At 74.0% G+C, this 21,265-nt stretch carries 15 protein-coding genes; 10 read left to right on the forward strand and 5 right to left on the reverse strand.

The window, feature by feature from the left end; translation table 11 throughout:
* The first annotated feature begins 35 nt into the window (after nt 1–35).
* Genes ACFV46_RS25350 through ACFV46_RS25360 form a run of 3 tightly spaced genes read left to right on the forward strand, consistent with a single transcriptional unit; the run spans nt 36 to nt 3,273 of the window.
* Nucleotides 36–1,220, forward strand: a complete 1,185-nt coding sequence (locus tag ACFV46_RS25350; protein ID WP_385499806.1) for an acyltransferase — start codon at nt 36–38, stop codon at nt 1,218–1,220.
* Between the two features lie 49 nt (nt 1,221–1,269).
* On the forward strand, nt 1,270–2,016 hold the full coding sequence (locus ACFV46_RS25355; RefSeq protein ID WP_385499807.1) for an MBL fold metallo-hydrolase: 747 nt from the start codon (nt 1,270–1,272) through the stop codon (nt 2,014–2,016).
* A 33-nt stretch (nt 2,017–2,049) separates the two neighbouring features.
* Entirely contained in the window at nt 2,050–3,273 is a 1,224-nt protein-coding gene (locus ACFV46_RS25360) for a DUF4032 domain-containing protein (protein WP_361933510.1), read from the forward strand.
* A 1-nt stretch (nt 3,274) separates the two neighbouring features.
* Here ACFV46_RS25360 and ACFV46_RS25365 read toward each other — a convergent pair whose 3' ends face one another.
* On the reverse strand, nt 3,275–4,147 hold the full coding sequence (locus tag ACFV46_RS25365) for a universal stress protein (RefSeq protein WP_376728056.1): 873 nt from the start codon (nt 4,145–4,147) through the stop codon (nt 3,275–3,277).
* A 202-nt stretch (nt 4,148–4,349) separates the two neighbouring features.
* Here ACFV46_RS25365 and ACFV46_RS25370 point away from each other — a divergent pair, with 202 nt between their 5' ends.
* The 4 genes from ACFV46_RS25370 to ACFV46_RS25385 are packed head-to-tail and all read left to right on the forward strand — an operon-like array spanning nt 4,350 to nt 10,805.
* Nucleotides 4,350–6,026, forward strand: a complete 1,677-nt coding sequence (locus ACFV46_RS25370; protein ID WP_385499808.1) for an FAD-dependent oxidoreductase — start codon at nt 4,350–4,352, stop codon at nt 6,024–6,026.
* A complete protein-coding gene (locus ACFV46_RS25375) occupies nt 6,023–7,462 on the forward strand; it encodes an ATP-binding protein (RefSeq protein ID WP_385499809.1) in 1,440 nt (479 codons plus the stop codon). The genes ACFV46_RS25370 and ACFV46_RS25375 overlap by 4 nt, the downstream gene beginning before the upstream one ends.
* Nucleotides 7,459–7,812 carry a UBP-type zinc finger domain-containing protein gene (locus ACFV46_RS25380; RefSeq protein WP_361933521.1) on the forward strand — a complete coding sequence of 118 codons (354 nt, stop codon included), beginning with the start codon at nt 7,459–7,461 and terminating at the stop codon, nt 7,810–7,812. The genes ACFV46_RS25375 and ACFV46_RS25380 overlap by 4 nt, the downstream gene beginning before the upstream one ends.
* A gap of 53 nt (nt 7,813–7,865) precedes the next feature.
* Nucleotides 7,866–10,805: an ATP-binding protein gene (locus ACFV46_RS25385; RefSeq protein ID WP_385499810.1), complete on the forward strand. Its 2,940-nt coding sequence runs from the start codon at nt 7,866–7,868 to the stop codon at nt 10,803–10,805.
* A 9-nt stretch (nt 10,806–10,814) separates the two neighbouring features.
* Here ACFV46_RS25385 and ACFV46_RS25390 read toward each other — a convergent pair whose 3' ends face one another.
* The 4 genes from ACFV46_RS25390 to ACFV46_RS25405 are packed head-to-tail and all read right to left on the reverse strand — an operon-like array spanning nt 10,815 to nt 17,469.
* Entirely contained in the window at nt 10,815–12,008 is a 1,194-nt protein-coding gene (locus ACFV46_RS25390) for an SGNH/GDSL hydrolase family protein (RefSeq protein WP_385499812.1), read from the reverse strand.
* Entirely contained in the window at nt 12,005–14,383 is a 2,379-nt protein-coding gene (locus tag ACFV46_RS25395) for a glycoside hydrolase N-terminal domain-containing protein (RefSeq protein WP_385499813.1), read from the reverse strand. Before ACFV46_RS25395 ends, ACFV46_RS25390 begins: the two co-directional genes overlap by 4 nt.
* A gap of 59 nt (nt 14,384–14,442) precedes the next feature.
* Entirely contained in the window at nt 14,443–16,257 is a 1,815-nt protein-coding gene (locus ACFV46_RS25400; protein WP_385499814.1) for an alpha-galactosidase D, read from the reverse strand.
* A 24-nt stretch (nt 16,258–16,281) separates the two neighbouring features.
* A complete protein-coding gene (locus ACFV46_RS25405) occupies nt 16,282–17,469 on the reverse strand; it encodes an ROK family transcriptional regulator (protein ID WP_361933535.1) in 1,188 nt (395 codons plus the stop codon).
* A gap of 214 nt (nt 17,470–17,683) precedes the next feature.
* On the opposite strand from ACFV46_RS25405, the gene ACFV46_RS25410 reads away from it, so the two are divergent.
* From ACFV46_RS25410 to ACFV46_RS25420, 3 genes are all read left to right on the forward strand, one after another.
* On the forward strand, nt 17,684–18,916 hold the full coding sequence (locus ACFV46_RS25410) for a serine hydrolase domain-containing protein (RefSeq protein ID WP_385499815.1): 1,233 nt from the start codon (nt 17,684–17,686) through the stop codon (nt 18,914–18,916).
* A gap of 226 nt (nt 18,917–19,142) precedes the next feature.
* The gene (locus ACFV46_RS25415; RefSeq protein WP_385499816.1) at nt 19,143–20,222 is read left to right on the forward strand and encodes a tetratricopeptide repeat protein; all 1,080 of its coding nucleotides are present in this window, start codon (nt 19,143–19,145) and stop codon (nt 20,220–20,222) included.
* Nucleotides 20,219–21,262 (forward strand): polyprenyl synthetase family protein, encoded by a 1,044-nt coding sequence (locus tag ACFV46_RS25420; protein ID WP_385499818.1) that lies wholly within the window; start codon nt 20,219–20,221, stop codon nt 21,260–21,262. Before ACFV46_RS25415 ends, ACFV46_RS25420 begins: the two co-directional genes overlap by 4 nt.
* Nucleotides 21,263–21,265: the final 3 nt, after the last annotated feature.

Below are 21,265 nucleotides of genomic sequence, written 5' to 3' on the forward strand. Positions count from 1 at the left end.
GGGCGCGGGACGGCCGCGCCGCCACACTGGGCCGGGTGAGCGCCCCGCCGCCCGTCCCGGACACCGCCTCCCGGCGCACCGAGCTCGACACGCTCCGGGTGTGCGTCGTGCTCGGCCTGGTCTTCTTCCACTCCGCGCTCGTGTTCTCCCCGGACGACGACTTCTATGTCAAGAACGCCCGGACCACCGGCGTCGTGACCGTGCTCGCCGGGTTCGGGGTCGTGTGGGCCATGCCCATGCTGTTCCTCGTCGCCGGGCTCGGCTCCCGGCACTCGATCCGCCGGCGCGGCCCCGCCCGGTTCACCCGGGAGCGGCTGCTGCGCCTCGGTGTCCCGCTGGTCTTCGGCACGCTCGTGCTGTGCCCGCTCCCCCAGTGGCTGCGGCTGCGGGCCGCCGACGCCGGCTACGACGAGCCGTACTGGCGGTTCTGGCCGCGTTTCCTCTCCGTCGGCCCCGACGCGGCCGACTTCCCCTTCGTGCTCGACGGGGAGCACTTCGAGACCGGGCATCTGTGGTTCGTCGTGCTGCTGCTCACGTTCAGCCTGCTGCTCGCCCCGGTGGCGGTGCCCCTGGCGGCGTGGGCGGAGCGCGCGGCCCGTGCGGTGGAGCGGCGTCCGGCACTGCTCCTGCTGCCCGCCCTCGCGCTCGCCGCGATCAACGCCTTCCTCGGCATGGAGGAGGGCTTCGCGGGCTGGAACCGCTGGGCGTACCTGGTCTTCTTCGTCGCCGGTTACACGCTCGCGGACGATCCGCGGGTCCGGGCCGCCGTGCGGCGACTGGCCGTGCCGGTGGGGGTCTGCGGGCTCGTCCTGTTCGCCGGGACCGCGCCCGGATTCCTCGGTCTGGACGAGCCGTTCACCGAGGCGAGCCCGTTCGCGTGGGCGACCCGGGCGCTGTTCGGGGCGGCGGGCTGGTGCTGGGTCCTGGCCCTGCTCGGCCTGCTGGACCGGCCCCGTGCCACCCGGCCGCCGTCGCGCGCGCTGGTGTATCTGGGGGTGGCCGCGCTGCCGGTCTATGTGCTGCACCAGCCCGTGGTGGTCGCCGTCGCCTACGGCGTGGTGGGCCTGCCGGGGCCGATCGCCGTCAAGTACGCGCTGATCGTGGCCGGTTCCCTCGTGGCGGTCCTCGCCCTGTACGAGCTGCTGGTGAGACGGACGCGGCCGACACGGTTCCTCCTGGGCATGCGCGTCGCCGCCCCTCGGGCCGGTTCGTCACCTTGATCTGCTTTGCTGTGCACGTCGGTCACGGACCTCACCACGCGGGACGATCATGCGGACGGATGTACGGCACATCGCGGACGGCACCTATCTGGTGCACGGCAGCAACACCAACTGGGTCATCCTCACCGAGGGCGACGCGGTCACCCTGATCGACACCGGGTACCCCGGCGACCGGACGGCGCTTCTCGCCTCGCTCGCCGAGGTGGGCAGCGCGCCGGAGGCGGTCCAGGCGATCCTGATCACGCACGCGCACACCGATCACCTGGGCAACGCCGAGCACCTGCGCGCCACGTACGGCACTCCGGTGTATCTGCACGAGGCCGAAGTGCCGCACGCGCGCCGGGAGTTCCTGCACCAGGTCGGCGTCGGGACCGTGCTGCGCAACGGCTGGCGGCCGGGTGTGCTGCCGTGGGCCGTGCACGCGCTGCGCTCCGGCGGCACCGCGCACGTCCCGGTCGCCTCCCCCGCGCCCTTCCCGCGCTCCGGCCCGCTGGACCTGCCCGGCCGGCCGGTCCCCGTGCACACGCCCGGCCACACCGACGGCCACAGCGCCTACCACCTGCCCCAGGCGGGCGTGGTGATCTCCGGCGACGCCCTGGCCACCGGTCACCCCACCTCACGGATCGAGGGCCCGCAGCTGCTGCCCGAAATGTTCGACCGCGAGCGGTCCCGGGCGCTGGCCTCGCTGGACGTGTTCGAGAAGCTCGACGGGGACGTCCTGCTGCCGGGCCACGGCCGGGCCCACACCGGTTCCGTCCGGGACGCGGCCCTTCAGGCGCGGGAGCGGGCGCTCTAAGGTGAGGTGACGATCATCTAGCGAGGACGGTTCATGGCACTCCAGATCAGCGCGACGAATCCGGAGCACCCGGCCCTCCTGCTGGAGCTGCCGTGGCAGACGCCGCTGGAGGAGTGGCCCGAGGACCTCCTGGTCCCGCTGCCGCGCGGCATCTCCCGGCACATCGTGCGCTACGCGCGCGCCGGCGACGAGGTGATCGCCGTCAAGGAGCTCGCCCAGCGCCCCGCCCTGCGCGAGTACGAACTCCTGCGTGACCTGGACCGGCTGGGCATCCCGGCGGTCGATCCGCTGGCCGTGGTCACAGGCCGCACCGACGGCGCGGGCGGCCCGCTGGAGTCCGTGCTGGTCACCCGGCACCTGGGCGGATCCCAGCCGTACCGGTCGATGTTCGAGACGACGATGCGCCCGGCCACCATGCACCGGCTGATGGACGCGCTGGCCGTCCTGCTGGTCCGGCTCCATCTGGCCGGGTTCGCCTGGGGCGACTGCTCGCTGTCCAACACGCTGTTCCGGCGGGACGCGGGCGCCTACGCGGCGTACCTGGTGGACGCCGAGACCGGCGAGCTGCACGCGCGGCTGAGCGACGGGCAACGCGACTACGACCTGGACCTGGCCCGCGTCAACATCAGCGGCGAGCTGCTGGACCTGGAGGCGTCCGGGGCGCTGCACCCCTCCGTCGACCCGATCGAGTTCGGCGCCGAGATCTGCGCCCGCTACCGGACCCTGTGGGAGGAGCTGACCCGCACGTCGGTGTACCCGGCGGGCAAGTACCACTACATCGAGCGCCGGATACGCCGGCTGAACGACCTCGGGTTCGACGTGGCCGAGATGCAGATCGGGGAGACCGGCGACGGCGCCTCGGTCACCTTCGTGCCCAAGGTCGTCGACGCCGGTCACCACCAGCGGCAGCTGCTGCGCCTGACGGGCCTGGACGCCGAGGAGAACCAGGCCCGCCGGCTGCTGAACGACCTGGAGTCCTGGATGGCCACCCAGGACGACCACGCCGCCGGCGCCCGGCCCGAGGTCCTCGCCCACCGCTGGGTGCGCGACGTCTTCCGGCCCACCGTGCGGTCCGTGCCGCCGGAGCTGCGCGGCCCCATGGACCCGGCGGAGATCTACCACGAGCTGCTGGAGCACCGCTGGTACCTGTCCGAGCGGGCGCAGAGCGACCTGGACTGGGACACCGTCGTCCAGGACTACATCGCCACGATCCTGCCCAGGGCCCGCGAGACGCTCCAGCCGACCAGCGCCGACTGACTCATCCGTGCGGCACCACGGCCACCGGGCACGGCGCGTGGTGCAGGACACCGGACGCCACCGAGCCGATCCGGGCGCCGACGGCCGTACGCCGGGCCCGCCGGCCCACGACGACGAGCTGGGCACGGGACGCCACCGAGAGCAGCACCTGCCCGGCGCTGCCCATCTCCACATGCTCGACGACATGCACGTCCGGGAACCGCTCCCGCCACGGCAGCAGCGCCTCGGCCAGCGCCTTCTTCTCGTACGGCTCCAGGCCCCCGGCGTCGTCGAGGAGCTTCAGGGAGGCCGGGCTGTAGGCGAACAGCGGCGGCAGCGTCCAGGCGCGTACGGCACGGACGGCCGCGCCCCGCGCCGCCGCCGTCTCGAAGGCGAACCGCAGAACCTCGGCGTCGTCCTCGGCGTCGCCCTGCTGGCCCACGACGATGTCGTGCCCGGCGACCTCCGCCGACGCCCGGTCGCCGGCCCGCACCAGGACGACGGGCCGCTCCGCCCCGGCGACGACCTGCTGCCCGACCGAGCCCAGCAGGAAGCCGACGACCGCCGCGTGCCCGCGCGAGCCCAGCACCAGCATCTCGGACTCCGCCGTGGCCGCGAGCAGCGTCTCGACGGCTCCCCCGTCCACGACCTCGGTGGTGACCTCCAGCGCCGGGTGCCGTTCGGTGACCGACCGCACGGCCCGCGCCAGCCCGTCCCGCACCCACCCGGCCTGCGTGTCCGCGTCCACGGCGGCCATCGCCTCGTGCTCCTGGAACCGCCATGCGTGCACCACGCGCAGGGCGAGCCCCCGGCGGACGGCCTCCCGGGCGGCCCAGGCCAGCCCCGCGAGACTCTCCTCCGATCCGTCCACCCCTGCCGTGATCGGGCGCGTCATTGCAGCTGCCTCCTTGTGTCGCGGTGACGTCCGTCGGGCCCAGTCTTCACCACCCCTCCACCGCCACGGCCCGGCGGGGCGTCCTCCGCGTACCTGAGCGAAGCGCGCGGATCGAACATACGATGGCCGGGAGTCGACTCGGCGGCAGCGCCTCGCGGCCGCTCGCCGCCTCGTCGAGAACGACGCCCGGGGTGGGAGACGTATGACTCAGGCTGCCGAAGCGGCGCGGACCGTCATCCTGACCGTGGACGACGACCCCGGGGTCTCCCGGGCCGTCGCCCGTGATCTGCGGCGGCGCTACGGCGAGTCGCACCGGATCGTGCGCGCGGAGTCCGGCGCGTCCGCGCTGGAGGCGCTGCGCGAGCTGAAGCTGCGCGGCGACCTGGTGGCCGTGATCCTGGCCGACTACCGGATGCCGCAGATGAACGGCATCGAGTTCCTCGAACAGGCCCTGGACGTGTACCCGGGGGCGCGGCGGGTGCTGCTGACCGCGTACGCGGACACCAGCGCGGCGATCGACGCGATCAACGTCGTGGACCTCGACCACTATCTGCTCAAGCCGTGGGACCCGCCGGAGGAGAAGCTCTACCCGGTCCTGGACGACCTGCTGGAGGCGTGGCGGCGCAGCGACTACCGTCCGGTGCCCAGCACCAAGGTGGTCGGGCACCGCTGGTCGGCGCGGTCGTCGGAGGTGCGGGAGTTCCTGGCCCGCAACCAGGTGCCGTACCGCTGGTACTCGGCGGACGGCCCGGAGGGGCAGCGGCTGCTCGCGGCGGCGGAGCAGGACGGGCAGCGGCTGCCGCTGGTGGTGACCCCGGACGGCACCCCGCTGGTGGCCCCGGAGGCGCCCGAGCTGGCGGCGAAGGTCGGGCTCGCGACCACACCGACCGCCGACTTCTACGACCTCGTCGTCATCGGCGGCGGCCCGGCCGGGCTGGGCGCGGCCGTGTACGGGGCGTCGGAGGGGCTGCGGACGGTGCTGGTGGAGCGGTCCGCGACCGGCGGGCAGGCCGGGCAGAGCTCCCGCATCGAGAACTACCTGGGCTTCCCGGACGGCGTGTCGGGCGCCCAGCTGACCGACCGGGCCCGCCGGCAGGCGGCGCGGTTCGGCGCGGAGATCCTCACCGCGCGCGAGGTGACGGGCCTGGAGGTGTGCGGCGCGGCGCGGGTGGTGCGCTTCTCGGACGGGTCGGCGGTGTCCGCGCACAGCGTGATCCTGGCGACCGGCGTCTCCTACCGGCAGCTGATGGCGCCGGGCTGCGACGACCTGACCGGGTGCGGGGTGTACTACGGGTCCGCGCTGACGGAGGCACCGGCCTGCCAGGGCCAGGACGTGTACATCGTGGGCGGCGCCAACTCGGCCGGGCAGGCGGCGATGTACCTGGCGCGGGGCGCGAAGTCGGTGACGCTGCTGGTGCGCGGGGAGTCGCTGGCGGCGTCCATGTCGTACTACCTGATCCAGCAGATCGAGGAGGCGCCGAACATCTCGGTGCGGACCCGGACGGTCGTCGACGAGGCGCACGGCTCCGACCATCTGGAGCAGCTGACGCTGCGGGACCTCGACAGCGGACAGACCGACCGTGTGGACGCGCAGTGGATGTTCGTGTTCATCGGCGCGGCCCCGCTGACGGACTGGCTGGACGGGACGGTGCTGCGCGACGGGCGCGGGTTCATCCTGGCCGGGCCGGACCTGACGTCCGACGGACGGCCGCCCGCGGGCTGGGAGCTGGACCGGCCGCCGTACCACCTGGAGACCAACGTGCCCGGGGTGTTCGTGGCGGGCGACGCCCGCTCGGAGTCCGCGAAACGGGTCGCGTCCGCCGTCGGAGAGGGAGCCATGGCCGTGATGCTCGTCCACCGGTACCTGGAGCAGTCATGAGCGAGACGTGCCTGCCGTGCGAGCCCGCGGAGATCGGCTCCCTGTTCCTGTTCGAGAAGCTGACGCCGGAGCAGCTCGGCCGGCTGTGCGAGGCGGGACGGGTGGAGCGGTTCCAGCCCGGCCCGGTGTACGCCGAGGGCGACCCGGCCACCTGCTTCTACGTGATGATCGAGGGCACGGTGGTGCTGTCCCGCCGGGTCGGCGGGGACGACGTGGAGGTCACCCGCACCTCGCAGCGCGGCGTGTACGCCGGGTCCATGCAGGCGTACCTCGGCGACCGGGTGCGGCAGGTCTACAACAACTCGCTGCGCGTCACCGAGCCGACGCGGTTCTTCGTGCTGCCCGCCGACACGTTCTCGGCCATCATGCAGGAGTGGTTCCCGATGGCCGTGCATCTGCTGGAAGGGCTGTTCTTCGGTTCGAAGAGCGCCCAGCAGGCCATCGGGCAGCGGGAACGCCTGCTCGCGCTGGGCTCGTTGTCGGCGGGGCTCACCCACGAGCTCAACAACCCGGCCGCCGCGGCCGTCCGGGCGACGGAGACGCTGCGGGAGCGGGTCGGCAAGATGCGGCGCAAGCTCGGCATCATCGCGCAGGGCACCTACTCCCCCGAGGTGATGGCGAACCTGATCGAGATGCAGGAGCGCACCGCCGAGCGGGTCGCCAAGGCCCCCGCGCTCAGCCCGCTGGAGGCCGCCGACCGGGAGGACGCGCTCACCGACTGGCTGGACGACCACGACATCCCCGAGGGCTGGCGGATCGCCCCGACCTTCGTGCAGGCCGGTGTCGACGCGGACTGGCTGGACCAGGTCGCGGCGGCGGTGGACGAGGACATCCTGCCGAACGCCATCGGCTGGCTGAACTACACCGCCGAGACCGAGCTGCTGATGGACGAGATCAAGGACTCCACCGCCCGGATCTCGCACCTCGTGGACGCCGCCAAGCAGTACTCCCAGCTGGACCGGGCGCCCTTCCAGAACGCCGACGTGCACGAACTCCTCGACAGCACGCTGCTGATGCTGTCCGGGAAGCTCGGCTCGCGGATCGAGGTCGTCAAGGAGTACGACCGGACGCTTCCGAAGATCCCGGCGTACCCGGCGGAGCTCAACCAGGTGTGGACGAACCTCGTCGACAACGCGGTCTCCGCGATCAACAGCGCGGGCGGTGAGGGGACGCTGACCGTGCGGACGGCGCGGGAGAACGAATCACTGCTCGTGGAGTTCCGGGACACGGGGATCGGCATCCCGGCGGAGATCCGCGAGCGGATCTTCGACCCGTTCTTCACGACGAAACCCGTGGGCGAGGGCACCGGGCTCGGCCTGGACATCTCCTGGCGGATCGTGGTCGACAAGCACCACGGCAGCATCCAGGTGCAGTCCGAGCCGGGTGACACACGCTTCCAGGTGCTGCTGCCGCTCACCACCGAGGAGGTCTCATGACCGGCATCGACGGCGTCGACCCGAGCGTGCCGCCGAGCGGCAGCGGCTGCGGCGAGTGCGACGCGGCGGGCGGCTGGTGGTTCCATCTGCGGCGGTGCGCGCAGTGCGGGCACGTGGGGTGCTGCGACAGCTCGCCCGCGCAGCACGCCACCGCGCACTACCGGGAGACCGGGCACCCACTGGTGCAGAGCTTCGAGCCCGGCGAGAGCTGGTACTGGAACTACGCGACGGACGAACTGTTCGAGACGGGGCCGGATCTGGCGCCCCCGGCGAGCCATCCGGAGGCGCAGCCCGCGCCGGGTCCCGAGGGGCGGGTGCCGGCGGACTGGACGCGGACCCTGCGCGGCTGAGCCTCCGCGAAAAGGGAGGGGGCCCGGGCCGGGGCGAGTGGCAGGATGTGTGCGTGTCGCAGCCCTCCTTCAGCACGCCGTTGATCGGCCGGAACCCCGAACTCGCCCGGCTCTCCGGAGTCCTGGAACGCGCCCGCGCCGGGGACGCCCGCGCCGTCCTGGTCGCCGGTGACGCCGGGGTCGGCAAGAGCCGGGTGCTGGGCGAGGCGGCGGGGCTGGCCGCCGGGGCCGGGATGACGGTGCTCAACGGGCACTGCGTCGACCTCGGTGACGTCGGGCTGCCGTATCTGCCGTTCACGGAGGTGGTGGGGACGCTCGCCGCCGACGAGCGGTTCGCGGACGTCCTCGCCGCCCATCCCGTGGTGGGCGGGCTGCTGGGCGGCGGCTCGGACGCCGTGCGGGACCGGCTGCGGCTGTTCGAGGGCTTCGCGGGGCTGCTCACCGACCTGGCGGACCGGGCGCCGGTGCTGCTGGTCCTGGAGGACCTGCACTGGGCGGACCAGTCGTCCCGGGACCTGCTGCGGTTCCTGCTGAGCCGGGGCACGCTCCAGCGGGCCGCGGGCGGCGCTGCCGGGCACCGGCTCGCCGTGCTGGCCTCGTACCGGGCGGACGACCTGCACCGCCGTCATCCGCTGCGCCCGCTGCTGGCCGAACTCGTACGGCTGCCCGCCGTGGAGCGGCTCGAACTGCGGCCGCTGGCCGACGCCGAGGTGACCGAGCTGGTCCGTCATGTGCAGGACCGGCCGCTGCCGGACAGCACCGTGCGGCGGATCGTGGAGCGGGCCGAGGGCAACGCCTTCTACGCGGAGGAACTGGTCGCCGCCACCGACACCGGGGGCGACGGGGTGCCGAGCGGTCTCGCCGACGTCCTGCTGATCCGGTTCGAGCAGCTGTCCGACACCGCCCAGCAGGTGCTGCGCACGGCGGCCGTCGCCGGGCGCCGCGTCGGACACGACCTGCTGCGGGGCGCCGTGGGCCTGCCGGAGGACGAGCTGGAGGCGGCGCTGCGCGAGGCCGTCGGACGGCAGCTGCTGCTGCCCGGCGACGGCGACACGTACGCGTTCCGGCACGCACTCGCCCGCGAGGCGGTGTACGCGGACCTGCTCCCCGGCGAACGCGCCCGGCTGCACGGCGCGTTCGCCCGGCTCCTCGCGGCGCGCGGCCGTTCCCGGGAGACGGCCGCCGAGCGCGCCCACCACTCCCGGGAGAGCCACGACCTCGCCGAGGCGCTGGCCGCCTCGCTGGAGGCCGCCGAGCACGCGCACCAGGTCGGGGCGCCCGCCGAGGAACTGCGGCATCTGGAGACCGCGCTGGACCTGTGGGCGTCGGTGGAGCCGTCCGCGCGGCCCTCGGGCGAGGGCGTCGACCGGGTGACGCTGACGCTGCGCGCGTCGGCGGCTGCCGCGCACGCCGGGGCCGCGCACCGGGCCGTCGCGCTGACCCGTTCCGCGCTCGCCGGCGTGCGGGACTCCGACCACGAGCTCGCCGCCCGGGTCCGGTACACGCTCGCGGGCAATCTGCTCGGCGTCGACAGCCTGACGGCGGCGTTCTCCTACAGCAGTGAGGCGCTGGCCCTGATCCCGGCCGACCCTCCGTCGCGGACCTGGGTGTGGGCGGCGGCCACCCATGTGCTGGCGGCCCGTCAGGTCGGGGAGTACGGGACGGCGCTGCGGGTGGCGTACGAGGCCCTGGCCGTCGCCGAACGGCTCCAGGTGCCGGACGCCCGCGCGGACCTGCTGATCTCACTGGCCGTGCTGGAGAGCGGCGGGCGCGGTACGCCCGAGGGGCGCGCCCGGCTGCGGGAGGCCCGCGAGGTGGCGCGCGGCGCGGGGAACGCGCCGGTGGAGCTGCGGGCGCTGTTCAACCTGGCCATCGGCTGCTTCGAGTCCGGTGAGCTGGAGGAGAGCGTGTCCTGGCTGAAGGAGGGCCTGGAGCGGGCCCGGCGCGCCGGGCTGTCGTCGTCGCCGTACCCGCTGGAGATGCGGTATCTGCACCTGCTGGTGCTGTACACGCTGGGCCGCTGGGACGAGTGCGTGGCCTGCGCGGCCGAGGACGCGGCCGTGCTGCCGGCGGCGGGCGCGTTCGCGACGGGCCCGGCGCTGTACGTCGGTCTCGCGCGCGGCGACGCGGACATCGTGGAGCGGACCCGTCCGCTCACGGAGGGGCCGTTCGACTGGATGGGCCGGCTGGTGGCGAGCATCGTGCTCACCGACGAGGCGGCCCTGCGCGGCGACCCGGAGGCGGCGGTGGAGCGGATGCGCTCCGGGGTGGCCGCCCTCACCGACGACGCGGGAACCCTGCCCGACGCCACGGTCCGGCTGGCCGCCCTCGCCCTCGCGGCCGTCGCCGACCGGGCCGCCGCGCTGCGCGCGGCCGGTGACGCGGAGGAGCTGCGCCGCTGGACGGACACGGCGGGTGAACTGGTGGAGCTGGCGCGGGTGACGGCCGGACGCGGCGCCGACGGCTCCTCGCAGGGCCCGGAGGGCAGGGCGTGGCTGGCCCGCGCGGAGGCGGAGTGGACGTGGGCGGTGTCCGGGCCGGACGCCGGGGCGTGGGCGGCGGCGGTCGAGGCGTTCGCGTCCGGCGACGGGTACGAGCGGGCGCGCTGCCGGCTGCGGCTCGCGGAGGCGCTGCTGGTGGCGGACGACCGGGAGGGCGCCGCGGCCGAGGCCGCGGCCGCCCGCCGGACGGCGGCGCGGCTCGGGGCCGGCCCGCTGCTGGAGCGGGTGGACGCCCTGATCCGCCGGGGCCGGCTCGCCGAGCAGCGCGCGCCGGGCTCGTCGCCGCTGACGGCCCGGGAGCAGGACGTGCTGCGGCTCCTCGCCGCCGGCCGCACCAACCGGCAGATCGGCGAGGAGCTGTACATCACCGGCAAGACGGCGAGCGTCCACGTTTCCAACATCCTCGCCAAACTGGGCGCGGCGAGCCGTACGGAGGCGGTGGCGATCGCCTACCGGGAGGGGCTGATCGGCCGTGCGGAGGCCGTGGGCTGACCGTCCCCGTCAGGGCGTGCGGTCGCAGTCGAGCGTCGTCAGGTCGACGGCGTCGGCCATGGCCTGCATGCCCTTGTCGTTGGGGTGGAGGTGGTCGCCGCCGTCGAAGGTGGGCAGCATCCGCTCGGGGTCGTAGGGGCTGCGCAGGACGCGGTCGAAGTCGGTGACGGCGTCGAACAACCCGCCGTCCCGCACGAACGCGTTGACCTCCCGGCGGACGGCCTCGGCGGCCGCGTCCCATTCGCCCCAGCCCTTGAAGGGGGCGACGGTCGCGCCGACGACGCACTTCCCGGCCGCGTGCGCCCGGGCGACGATCGTGCGGTAGCCCTCGATCATGTCCTCGGCCGTGACGCCCGAGTGCGCCTTGATGTCGTTGACGCCCTCGAACAGGAACACGGTCCGCACCCCCGGCAGGGACAGGACGTCCCGGTCCAGGCGGTTGAGCGCGCTCTGCCCGGCACCGTCGGCGAGGAGCTTGTTGCCGGAGATCCCCTCGTCGGCGACACCTTGGACGGGCGTGTCCATACGGTGCAGCCGGCGGGCGAGGTAGTCGGGCCAGCGGCGGTTCAGGTCGGAGCTGGACTGCCAGCCGTCGGTGATGGAGTCGCCGAGCGCCGCGACCGCGCCGGTACCGGGCCGGGGGCGTACCGAGACGGCGTCGAGGTACGCCCAGGATCCGGTCGGCGTCGTCCAGGCGGCGCCGCTCTCCTCGGCGGTGTGGTCGCCGTCGGCGGCGTACGAGGTCTGCATCGCCATGCCGTGGCCGGTGGCGGGTCCGGCGGCGTCCGGGCTGTGCAGGCTGACGACGAGGTCGGTGGCGGCGGGCAGCGTGCCGGGCAGCGGATCGCTCCACACGGTGGCGCCGGCCGGCACGGTGACGGTGGGCGCGCCACCGAAGGTGAGCCGCCGGTTGCTGCCCCGGCGCAGCTCGGCGCCCTGCTCGCGGACGCCCGCCCGGACACTGTCGAAGGTGATCGGCCGGTCCCCGAAGGCGTTGGTCAGCCGGACGCGGACGCCGGTGCCGCCGACGCTGGTGTGGACGACGAGCCGGTGGCTGCGGCCCGCCACCCCGGTGCCGAGGACGTCGGCGCTCGCCGCCCAGGTGACGACGTCGTGCGGGGCGGTGCCCGCCCCGGCGGGCGGGGCCGCGCAGACGAGCACGGTCAGCAGCGCAGCGGCCGCCGCGGGGACCGCGGCCCTCATCGGCCGAACCCCTTCAGCGTGACGGAGGCGCCGGGCCGCAGGGTGATCTGCCGGGTCGTGGAGCCGTGGGCGACCGTGGTGGTGCGCCCGCCGACGCTGCGGACGGTGACGTGGGTGGGTCGTCCGTCCCGCCAGCGCAGGTCCACCTCGAAGCCGCCGCGTGCGGGGACGCCCTCGAGGTGGCCGGAGGCCGCCCAGGCGTCCGGGAGCGCGGGCAGCAGTTCGATGTGCCCGGGCCGGGAGTACAGCAGCATCTCGACCATGGCGGCGGGGGTGCCGAAGTTGGCGTCGATCTGGAAGATGCCCCGGCCCCGTTCGGCCTCGTAGATGTCGAAGAGGTTGGACGCCGTGCCATTGCGGCCGTCGGTCGAGGGACGCAAATTGTTCACGATCGACCGGTAGGCGTTCCCGGCGTTCTTCAAACGCGCCCAGCACGCGGCGCGCCACGCGTTGGCCCAGCCGAAGTTCTCCATGCCGCGCGCGGTGAGCAGGGCGGTGGCGCCGGCGACCACGTCCTTCGGGGTGGAGCCGTCGGGGCGGATGCGGTCGCCGGGGAACAGGTTGATCAGCGGGGAGAGATGGCGGTGCTCGGTCTCACCGAGGTTGTCGGGGGACATCCACTCCTGGAGCCATCCGGTGGTGGGGCTGACCTCCGGCAGGTACAGCTTGCGGCGCAGGGCGGCGACGGTGTCCGCGTACAGGGTGTCGCGGCCGAGTGCGGCGGCGGCCGTGCAGTAGGCGCCGAACAGCGTCCACACGACCTCCTGGGCGTAGGTGATGCCCCGGGCGTCCTGCGGGCCGTGTTCCGGGGACCAGTCGTGGTCGTCGACCAGCACCTCCTTCGAGGTGCCCGGGAGGGTCACCGGCAGCAGCCGCGCCTCCCAGAACTCGCAGGCCCCCTTGAGCAGCGGGTAGATCTTCTCCAGGTACTCCCGGGAGCCGGTGTACTCGTAGTGCTCCCAGAGGGTGGCGCACAGCCAGGCGTTGCCGGCCGGGTGCCACCACCAGCCGCTGCCGCCGTAGGGGTTGGTGGAGAAGGCGACGGCCCAGCCGGCGGTCCTCCCGCTGGTGTTGCGGAAGCGGTTGCGCGGGTCGTCGAACCGGCGCCGGGTGACGTCGGTCCAGGCGGGCAGCTGGGCGAGGCAGTAGTCGGCGAGGGCGTCGAAGCAGGCGGACAGGCCTGTGCGGTCGGCCATCCAGTAGTTCATCTGGATGTTGATGTCGGTGTGGTAGTCGCCCATCCAGTCCGGGTCGTTGCCGTCCAGCCAGAGGCCCTGCAGACCGAGGGGCAGGCTGTCGCGCGAGCCGCTGATCATGAGGTAGCGGCCGAACTGGAGGTAGGCGGCCTCCAGTTCGGGGTCGGGTTCCCCGTCTCGGGCGCGGGCGTGCAGCCGCTCCCAGGTGTCGAGGGCGCGCTGGCCGGCGGTGGAGGTGCCGAGGGAGAGCCCGAGCCGGCCGTACAGGGCGCGGTAGTCGGCGACATGGGTACGCCGCAGGGCGTCGGCCGGTACCGCCGCGGCGGCACGGGCCTTGGTGCGGGCGAGACGTTCGGGGTCGAGGGAGGCGTCGCGGAAGCCGGCGGCGGCGTCGGGGGCGTAGTCGGTGCCCGCGCAGACGACGACGGTGAGCTCCTGGCAGCCGGTGAAGTCGATACGGGTGCCGTGGACGGTGACCTTGCCGCCGGTGCCGCGGGCCTGGACGGCGGCGCCGTAGCGCAGCCCGTTGGGCAGGGCGGCCCCGAAGGAGTCGGCGGTGTCCGGCTGCTCGCCGTGGGTGCCGGTGAGGGTGATGCTGCCGGTGTGGCGGCCGCCCCCGCTCTGGGTGAGGTGCAGGACGATCACGTCGTCGGGGTGGCTGGCGTACAGCTCGCGCCGGTAGGTGACGCCGGAGCGGACGTAGGAGCAGCCGGCCACGCCCTGCGCGAGGTCGAGGGTGCGGCGGTAGTCGTGGACGGAGCCGAGGTCGTGGTCGGGTATGTCGACGGTGAGCCGGGCGAGCAGGGTGAAGGAGCCGAAGTCGGCGCGCCCGTACGGGAACTGGCCGTCCTGGTCGAGGGTGTCGTTGAGGCCGCCGGTCCACATGGTGGCGTCGGTGATGAGCAGCAGTTCGCGGCCGGGGTCGTTGCCGGCGAGGGCGCCGATCCGGCCGTTGCCGACGGGCAGTCCCTGTTCGATCAGGGAGCCCTCGTCGCCGGGGGCCCGCCACCACAGCCGTTCGCGGGCCGCGCCGGCGGGGAGGGGCACGTCCGCGGGCCGGTCCGCGGGGGCGGCGGAGGCGGTGAAGGCGGGCAGGGCGCCGAGGGCGGCGGTGAGGCCCGCGGTGGTGGCCAGGGAGAGGACGCCGCGTCTGCTCGGGTCGTGGGGGCTGGGGTTCATGGGGGCTCCGGGGTACGTCCGGGCCGGGGCCCGGCGCGCGGCCGGGCCCCGGCGGGGGGTCAGAGGGAGGTCGGTACGTCGATCCGGTCGATGTCCGGCGCGTAGCCGGTCCCGCTGTCGAACGTGATCGTGTTGGTGCCGGCCTTCAGCCTCACCGGCACGTGCACGCTGTCGACGGTCCCCCAGTCGCCGGTGGAGGCGAACCGGTGGGAGGTGCCGCCGCCCCCGTTCGCGGAGACGAGGACGGACCTCGGGTCGCCGCTGACGTACGCGACCCTGACCTGGTAGGTGCCGCTCTTCGGGACGACCACGTCCTCGACGGTGACCTTGCCGCCGGTGTAGAGGTTGCCGACCTTGTGGCCGTCGGAGCAGGCGGAGCAGCCGGCCACGACGGCGTTCCCGGCGAGAGTGCCCGCCTCGGCCTCGTGGGCGGTCCAGGCGAGCCGGGTGCCGTGCGGGGTGACGGTGAACAGGCGGGAGCCGTGCGCCGGCAGCGCCTCGGTGATCCTGTCGGTACGGTTGCCGAGGTTCTCCTTGTTCCACACGTCGCGCACCGAGGCGCGGCCCTTGAAGCCGAGGGTGGCCCAGTCGGCGGTGACGGCGGCGGGCGCGTCGGCGAGGTTGAACAGGGCGACGGTGTAGGTGCCGTCGGGGTTCCTCGCCGCCCAGACCTGCTGCGCGTCGGAGGCGGTGACGGGCTCGGCGGGTGGGGCGTCGCCCTGGTTGATCGCGATGACCTCGCGGTCGGTGAGCAGCTTCAGCCCGTAGGAGTCGAGCCGGGTGAGGTCGTCACCGGTGAACAGGGGGGACTTGGCGATGGCCCACAGGGTGGCGTAGCTCTGGCGTTCGGCCTTGGTGAGGCCGTCCATCTCGCCGTTGCCGACGTTGAGGGAGTCGAGGTCGTTCCAGCCGCCCGGTCCGGCGTGCGCGGTCCAGGCGGGGGCGTCGTCCCAGCGGTCGTCGACGGAGTTCTCCCAGGAGACCAGCGTGTTGCAGTAGCACTCGACGTCGGTGTCGATGCGCCAGCCGTTGGAGTACTTCTTCCAGTCGGCGACGTGTCCGTAGTCCAGGGACCAGGACAGCTCCAGGTGGATGGGGCGGCCGGTGGACTCGATCGCCTGGTGCCAGGCGGCGACGTCGGGGACGTTGTCGTAGTTGTCGCCGCTCTTGAAGGAGCCGGGGCCCACACCGTCGAGTTTGAGGAAGTCGTAGCCCCAGTCGGCGAACATCCGTGCCTGGGAGTCGATGTACTTCTGCGCGCAGGGGTCCGAGAAGTCGATCTTGTAGGCGCTGTCCCAGCCGTTGGTGGTGCGCAGGTCGTCGTACACGATGTCGCCGGTGGTGCAGCCCTCGGCGTTCCAGATCGGGTTCTTCCCGTCGCCGTACGCGCCCTTCTCCAGGCCCACCGGCAGATAGATGCCGGCCTTGAGGCCCTTGGCGTGGATGTGGTCGGCGACGGCCTTCATGCCGCTGGGGAAGCGCACCGGGTCGGCCTTCTGCCGGCCGTACTCGTCGAACTGCGGCTTCCACGACCAGTCCATCCACCAGCCGGCATCGATGTTGACGTACTCGTAGCCGTACTTCTTCAGCTTGGCGGCCATGGCGTCGGTCTGCTTGAGGACGTTCGCCTCGGAGAGATAGCTGTAGTCGCCCTTCGGGTTGAGGCCCGGGTACTTCGACGACTGCATGGTCCAACTGGTCCAGCCCATATAGGGCTTGGCGGCGACGGCGGGCGCGGCCGGGGCGGGCGGGGGCGCGGCGGCGGTGTCGGCCCGGGCGGCGGGGACGGCGGCGGTGACACCGGCGGTGAGCGCCAGCACCACGAGGGCTCTGAGGGCGCGTGCGGGCAGGGCGGAGTACGAGGATGACCGCATGGGTCGTACCTCCAGGGGGTCGGTTCAGCGGCTCGGGGGCTGGTCGTCGGCTCGGATGAAGGACTGGATGGCGGTGGCCGCGGCCCCGCGTGCCCATTCCTCGAAGGGCAGGGGGCGGGTTTTGAGGTCGCACCGGGCGGCGGAGCCGAACGCGGCCGCGGCGAAGGCGTCGCGGATCTGTTCGGCGAACAGGTCGTAGGCGGCGAGACCCTCGCCGGAGATGATCACGCGTTCGGGACCGAGCAGGTTGGCGACGGTGGCGATGCCGCGGCCGATGGCCTCGCCGGCCCGGGCGTAGGCGTCGCGTGCCGCGGGGTCACCGGCGTGCGCCAGGGCGACGGCCCCGGCGACGTCGGCGACCTCGGTGCCGGTGGTCTCGCGGATACGGCGCAAGATCGCCGCGTCGCCCGCGATGGCCTCCACGCAGCCGCGGTTGCCGCAGTGGCAGGGCGGGCCGGCCGGGTCGACGGTCACATGGCCGATCTCCCCGGCGACCCCGTGGGCCCCGGCGACGACCCGGCCGTGCACGACGAGGCCGCAGCCGATGCCGGCGCCGACCGTGACCACGGCGAAGTCGGACAGCCCGACGCCGGCGCCGAACCACTGCTCGGCGACGGTGAGCGCCCGGACATCGTTGTCCACGGTGGCGGGCAACCCGGTGCCCGTGGCGACGAGGCCGGCGAGGGGCACCTCCCGCCACTCCAGGAACGGCGAGTAACGGACCACGCCCGCGGCGCGGTCCACGTCACCGGAGACGGCGACACCGAGGCCGAGGACGGGGGTGCCGGACGCCTCGGCCTCCGTGCGCAGGCCGTCCACCAGGTCGGCGATCCGGGCCAGGACGTCCCCGGGTTCCCGTCCGGGCAGCGGGGCGTGCCGGGCGGCGCGGATACGGCAGCACAGGTCGGTGAGGACGGCGATGATCTCGTCGCCGGTCACCTTGACGCCGATGAACAGGGCCCGGTCGCCGTCCACCCGCACCGGGTTGGCGGGCCGGCCGAGCGCGGGGCGGGTCGTCTCCTCCGTGTCCTCGACCAGGTAGCCGGCCTCGATGAGCGGCCGGACCGCCTTGGTGACGGCGGCCGGGGACAGTCCGGCGCGGCGGGCCACCTCCAGGCGGGTGACGGGCCCGTGGCAGAGGACCGTGGTGAAGATCTGCGAGGCGGCCGGCGTGTGCGCCGGGAACGTCTCGGCGCCGCGGATCGAGGACATGCGGGGAACCTAGAGCCCTTATTTTCCGCCGTCAATAAAAGTCCCAGGATTGGTCCGGGGCGGTCCGCCCCGGCCGGGGACTCCCTCCTGGTGACGGAACATCTGTCCAACTGTGCGTCGTGCGCGGCGATCTGACGGCATACGGGAAAGTTGTGCCGCACGCACAGGATGATCGACGTCCGCCGCCCCGGGGCGGCGACGGGAGGAGCACCGGATGGTCTCAGCGACGGTGGCGAGGGCGACGGCGGCAGCGGCGGCCCTCGCGACGCTCATGGCCGTACCCGCCCACGCGGCGGTGCCCGGCGCACGGGCGGACACCTTGCCCGCGCCGGACAGCGCGGGCGTGTGGAACGTGCTGCGCGCGGCGCAGCGGCAGGGGGCGCCCGGCGCGATCGCCCGGCTGGACGACGGGAGCACCGCCCGCTGGGCGGCCGTCGGCGTGGCCGACCGCGGCACCGGGCGGGCCATCGGCAACGCCGACCGGTTCCGCATCGGCAGTGTCACCAAGACCTTCTCGGCGGTCGTGCTGCTCCAGCTGGCCGACGAGGGGAGGCTGTCGCTCGACGCGCCGGTCACCCGTTACCTGCCGGGGCTGCTGCCCGACGACCGCATCACGGTGCGGCATGTGCTCGGCCACCGCAGCGGCCTGTACGACTACACCAACGACATGTTCGCGAAGACGGTGCCCGGCTTCGAGGCGGTCCGCACCAAGGTCTTCACCTACCGCCAGCTGGTGAAGCGCTCGCTGGCCAAGCCGCGTACGACCGCGCCGGGCGGCGCGTACTCCTATTCGAACACCAACTTCGTGGTCGCGGGCCTGCTCATCGAGAAGCTGACGGGGCACTCCGTGCGGACCGCGTACCAGGACCGGATCATCGGGCCGCTGGGACTGAAGGACACCCTCTACGTGCACCCGGGCACGAAGATCCCCGGCCGGCACACCCGTGGCTACCTCACGCCGGACACGGCGGGGGCGCCGCTCGTGGACGCCACCGAGCAGACGGTGTCCTGGGCGCAGAGCGCGGGCGCGGTCATCTCCACCACCAAGGACCTGCACACCTTCCTGTCGGCCCTGCTGGGCGGCCGGCTCATGTCCAGGGCCGGGCTGGCCGAGATGCGCCGCTGGGTGCCGGCGGGCACCGGCCAGGCGTACGGGCTGGGGCTGCGGCGCCGCGATCTGTCGTGCGGGGTGTCGGTGTACGGGCACACGGGCGCCGTCCAGGGCTACTACACCGTCGCGTTCGCGTCGAAGGACGGCGGGCGCAGCCTCACCGCGCTCGCCAACACCTCCAACAACGGCACGGTCCTCACCACCATGCTGGGCGCGCTGGAGTCGGCGTTCTGCGGCAAGAGGACCAAGGCGCGGCAGCGCACCCTCCCCGTCGAGCGGTACGAGGACGTGGCGCCCTCGGTGCCCGTGAACCGCCCGGCGGGGAAGGCCCGATGAGGGTCACGCCACGACGGAACCGACCGCGCCCCGGGGTGACTTGCGCCTCACGAGCAACCCCGCCCGAGCCATCGACGTCTTGATCGACGACAAGTGAAGCCCTGGCCTCCCCTTTGGGCCAGGGCTGGTTCTTCACGCTCTATACACACCATGTATACCCGTCACGTATACGCTCCGCGTATACACAGAGCGTATAGATGGTGCGTATGCCGATCGAAAGGCATCGATGTACGGCAAGGCATTCGCCCCGGAGTACCAGGGCGCTCTGACCACCCTGTCCGTGAACGCGTCCCTCACGGACGTACTGGCCGCCGGCACCGAGCAGTTGAGAGCCGCCGAACGGGCCGGCGAGCACGGCGAGGCGGCCCGTTCGGGCCTCGCGGTCGCCGAGGCGCACCGCAGGCTCGGGCAGGTCGCGGACGCCGAGCGGGCCTGGAAGGCCAGCTACCGCTCCGCCCGCGCGGCCGGTGACGGGGCGGCGATGGCCTGGGCCCTGTGGAGCGGCGGCACCCTGGCCCGTCAGCGCGGCGCGTTCCGGCTGGCCTTCCGGCTGCTCCAGCTCGCGGCGGACCTCGGCGAACGCGCCGGTGACGTCGTCGTCCGCGGCTACTCGCTGGCCGGGCTCGCCGAGACCGGGCGCATCCAGGGCGACTACGACGCCGTCCACCGGCTGCACGAGCAGTTGCTCGCGGAGGCGAGGCGGCGCGGGGAGGCCCGGCACACGGTGTGGGCGCTGGAGGGCATCGCGCAGATCCACCGCAACACCGGCTCCTACGACACGGCGTACGCCCTGTTCGAGGAGGCGGCCGGCATCGCCGCGCGGGCCGAGGACCGCCGTGGGCACGCCTGGGCGCTGCGCGGTCTCGCCGACGTCGTGTCCGTGCGCGACGGCGACACCGAGCGGGCCCTCGCGCTGCTGTCCGAGGCCGAGGCGACCTGCCGGGAGATGCGGCTGACCAGCGCGCTGGCCTACAACCACAAGATGCGCGGCAACGTCCTCTACCGTGCGCGCCGGCACGCGGAGGCCCTCGAGCGCTACGAGGAGGCGCTCGCGGAGTTCCGCGCGATGGGCGAGCCGCGAGGCGAGGCGCTGTCACGGCTGGGCCGCGCCAAGGCGCTGGCCCGACTGGGTCGCGACCGCGCCGGGACGGCGGCCGAACTCGCCGAGCTGGCCGATGTCATGGACCGGATAGGGCTGCGGCACGCCCGCGCGATGGTGGCCGAGGCGCAGCGGGAGTTCTGCTCGGGCGAGGCCGCCGCGGCGAGCGCGGGGACGGTCGCCGCGGGAACGGCGGAGGTTCGGTGAGCGCCCTTCCCACGCCCGTCCGGACACCCGGGGACACCCGGCCCGCCACCGGCGTCCAGCACACCCTCGCCCGGTGCCGCGCCCTGGTGACGCCCGCGCTGCGGGAGACCGTGGCGGGCACGCACCCGTGGATCGGCGAGATGGCCGCCTACTCCTTCGGCTGGTGCGAGGTGGGCGGGGCGCCGACCGGCTCCGCCGGCGGGAAGGGCGTACGGCAGGCCCTGGCCGTGCTCGGCGCGGAGGCGGCCGGGGCGCCCGGCGGGGCCGCGGTCCCGGGCGCCGTCGCGGTGGAACTGGTGCACGCCTTCTCGCTGCTGCACGACGACATCATGGACGGCGACGAGGCGCGCCGCCGCCGGCCCACGGTGTGGAAGGCGTACGGCACCGGGCCCGCCGTGCTCACCGGGGACGCGCTGTTCGGGCTGGCCGTCGAGGCGCTCGCCGACGCCGGGGCACCGGCCGTGCGGCCGCTGGCGCGGGCGCTGGGGGACCTGGTGCGGGGGCAGGCGGACGACCTGCTGTTCGCGTCGCGCCCCTGGACCGGCCCGGACCGGGTGCGCCCGCGGGAGTACCGGGCGATGGCCGAGCACAAGACCGGTGCGCTGCTGGGCTGTGCGGCCGCGCTGGGCGCCGTCCTCGGCGGGGCGCCGCCCGCGACCGTGGCCGCCCTCGACCGGGCCGGACGGCATCTGGGCGTCGCGTTCCAGGCGGTGGACGACGTCCTCGGCATCTGGGGCGACCCGGCCGTCACCGGCAAGCCCGTGCACGGCGACCTGCGCGAGCGCAAGAAGACCCTCCCGGTGCTGGCCGCACTGGACTCCCCCGCCGCCGGGGAGCTGTCCGCGCTGCTGGAGTCGGAAGCCGGCCCGGCGAGGATCGCGGACCTGATCGACCGGGCCGGCGGGCGCACGGCCGCGCTCACCGAGGCACGGCACCAGGTGACGGCCGCCCGCGCCGCCCTGGAGAGCGTGCCCCTGGCCGCCGGCCCCGCCGCCGAGCTGCGGTCGCTGCTGGACTTCGTGGTGCGGCGGGAGGTCTGAGCG

The sequence above is a fragment of the Streptomyces sp. NPDC059852 genome (assembly GCF_042731455.1).
Taxonomy (GTDB): domain Bacteria; phylum Actinomycetota; class Actinomycetes; order Streptomycetales; family Streptomycetaceae; genus Streptomyces.

Bases quoted from the DNA above. Each gene is read 5' to 3' on its own strand.
- ACFV46_RS25355 (WP_385499807.1), top strand. From the start codon at position 1,270: ATGCGGACGGATGTACGGCACATCGCGGACGGCACCTATCTGGTGCAC.
- ACFV46_RS25360 (WP_361933510.1), top strand. From the start codon at position 2,050: ATGGCACTCCAGATCAGCGCGACGAATCCGGAGCACCCGGCCCTCCTG.
- ACFV46_RS25365 (WP_376728056.1), bottom strand. From the start codon at position 4,147: ATGACGCGCCCGATCACGGCAGGGGTGGACGGATCGGAGGAGAGTCTC.
- ACFV46_RS25370 (WP_385499808.1), top strand. From the start codon at position 4,350: ATGACTCAGGCTGCCGAAGCGGCGCGGACCGTCATCCTGACCGTGGAC.
- ACFV46_RS25375 (WP_385499809.1), top strand. From the start codon at position 6,023: ATGAGCGAGACGTGCCTGCCGTGCGAGCCCGCGGAGATCGGCTCCCTG.
- ACFV46_RS25380 (WP_361933521.1), top strand. From the start codon at position 7,459: ATGACCGGCATCGACGGCGTCGACCCGAGCGTGCCGCCGAGCGGCAGC.
- ACFV46_RS25390 (WP_385499812.1), bottom strand. From the start codon at position 12,008: ATGAGGGCCGCGGTCCCCGCGGCGGCCGCTGCGCTGCTGACCGTGCTC.
- ACFV46_RS25395 (WP_385499813.1), bottom strand. From the start codon at position 14,383: ATGAACCCCAGCCCCCACGACCCGAGCAGACGCGGCGTCCTCTCCCTG.
- ACFV46_RS25400 (WP_385499814.1), bottom strand. From the start codon at position 16,257: ATGCGGTCATCCTCGTACTCCGCCCTGCCCGCACGCGCCCTCAGAGCC.
- ACFV46_RS25405 (WP_361933535.1), bottom strand. From the start codon at position 17,469: ATGTCCTCGATCCGCGGCGCCGAGACGTTCCCGGCGCACACGCCGGCC.
- ACFV46_RS25410 (WP_385499815.1), top strand. From the start codon at position 17,684: ATGGTCTCAGCGACGGTGGCGAGGGCGACGGCGGCAGCGGCGGCCCTC.
- ACFV46_RS25415 (WP_385499816.1), top strand. From the start codon at position 19,143: ATGTACGGCAAGGCATTCGCCCCGGAGTACCAGGGCGCTCTGACCACC.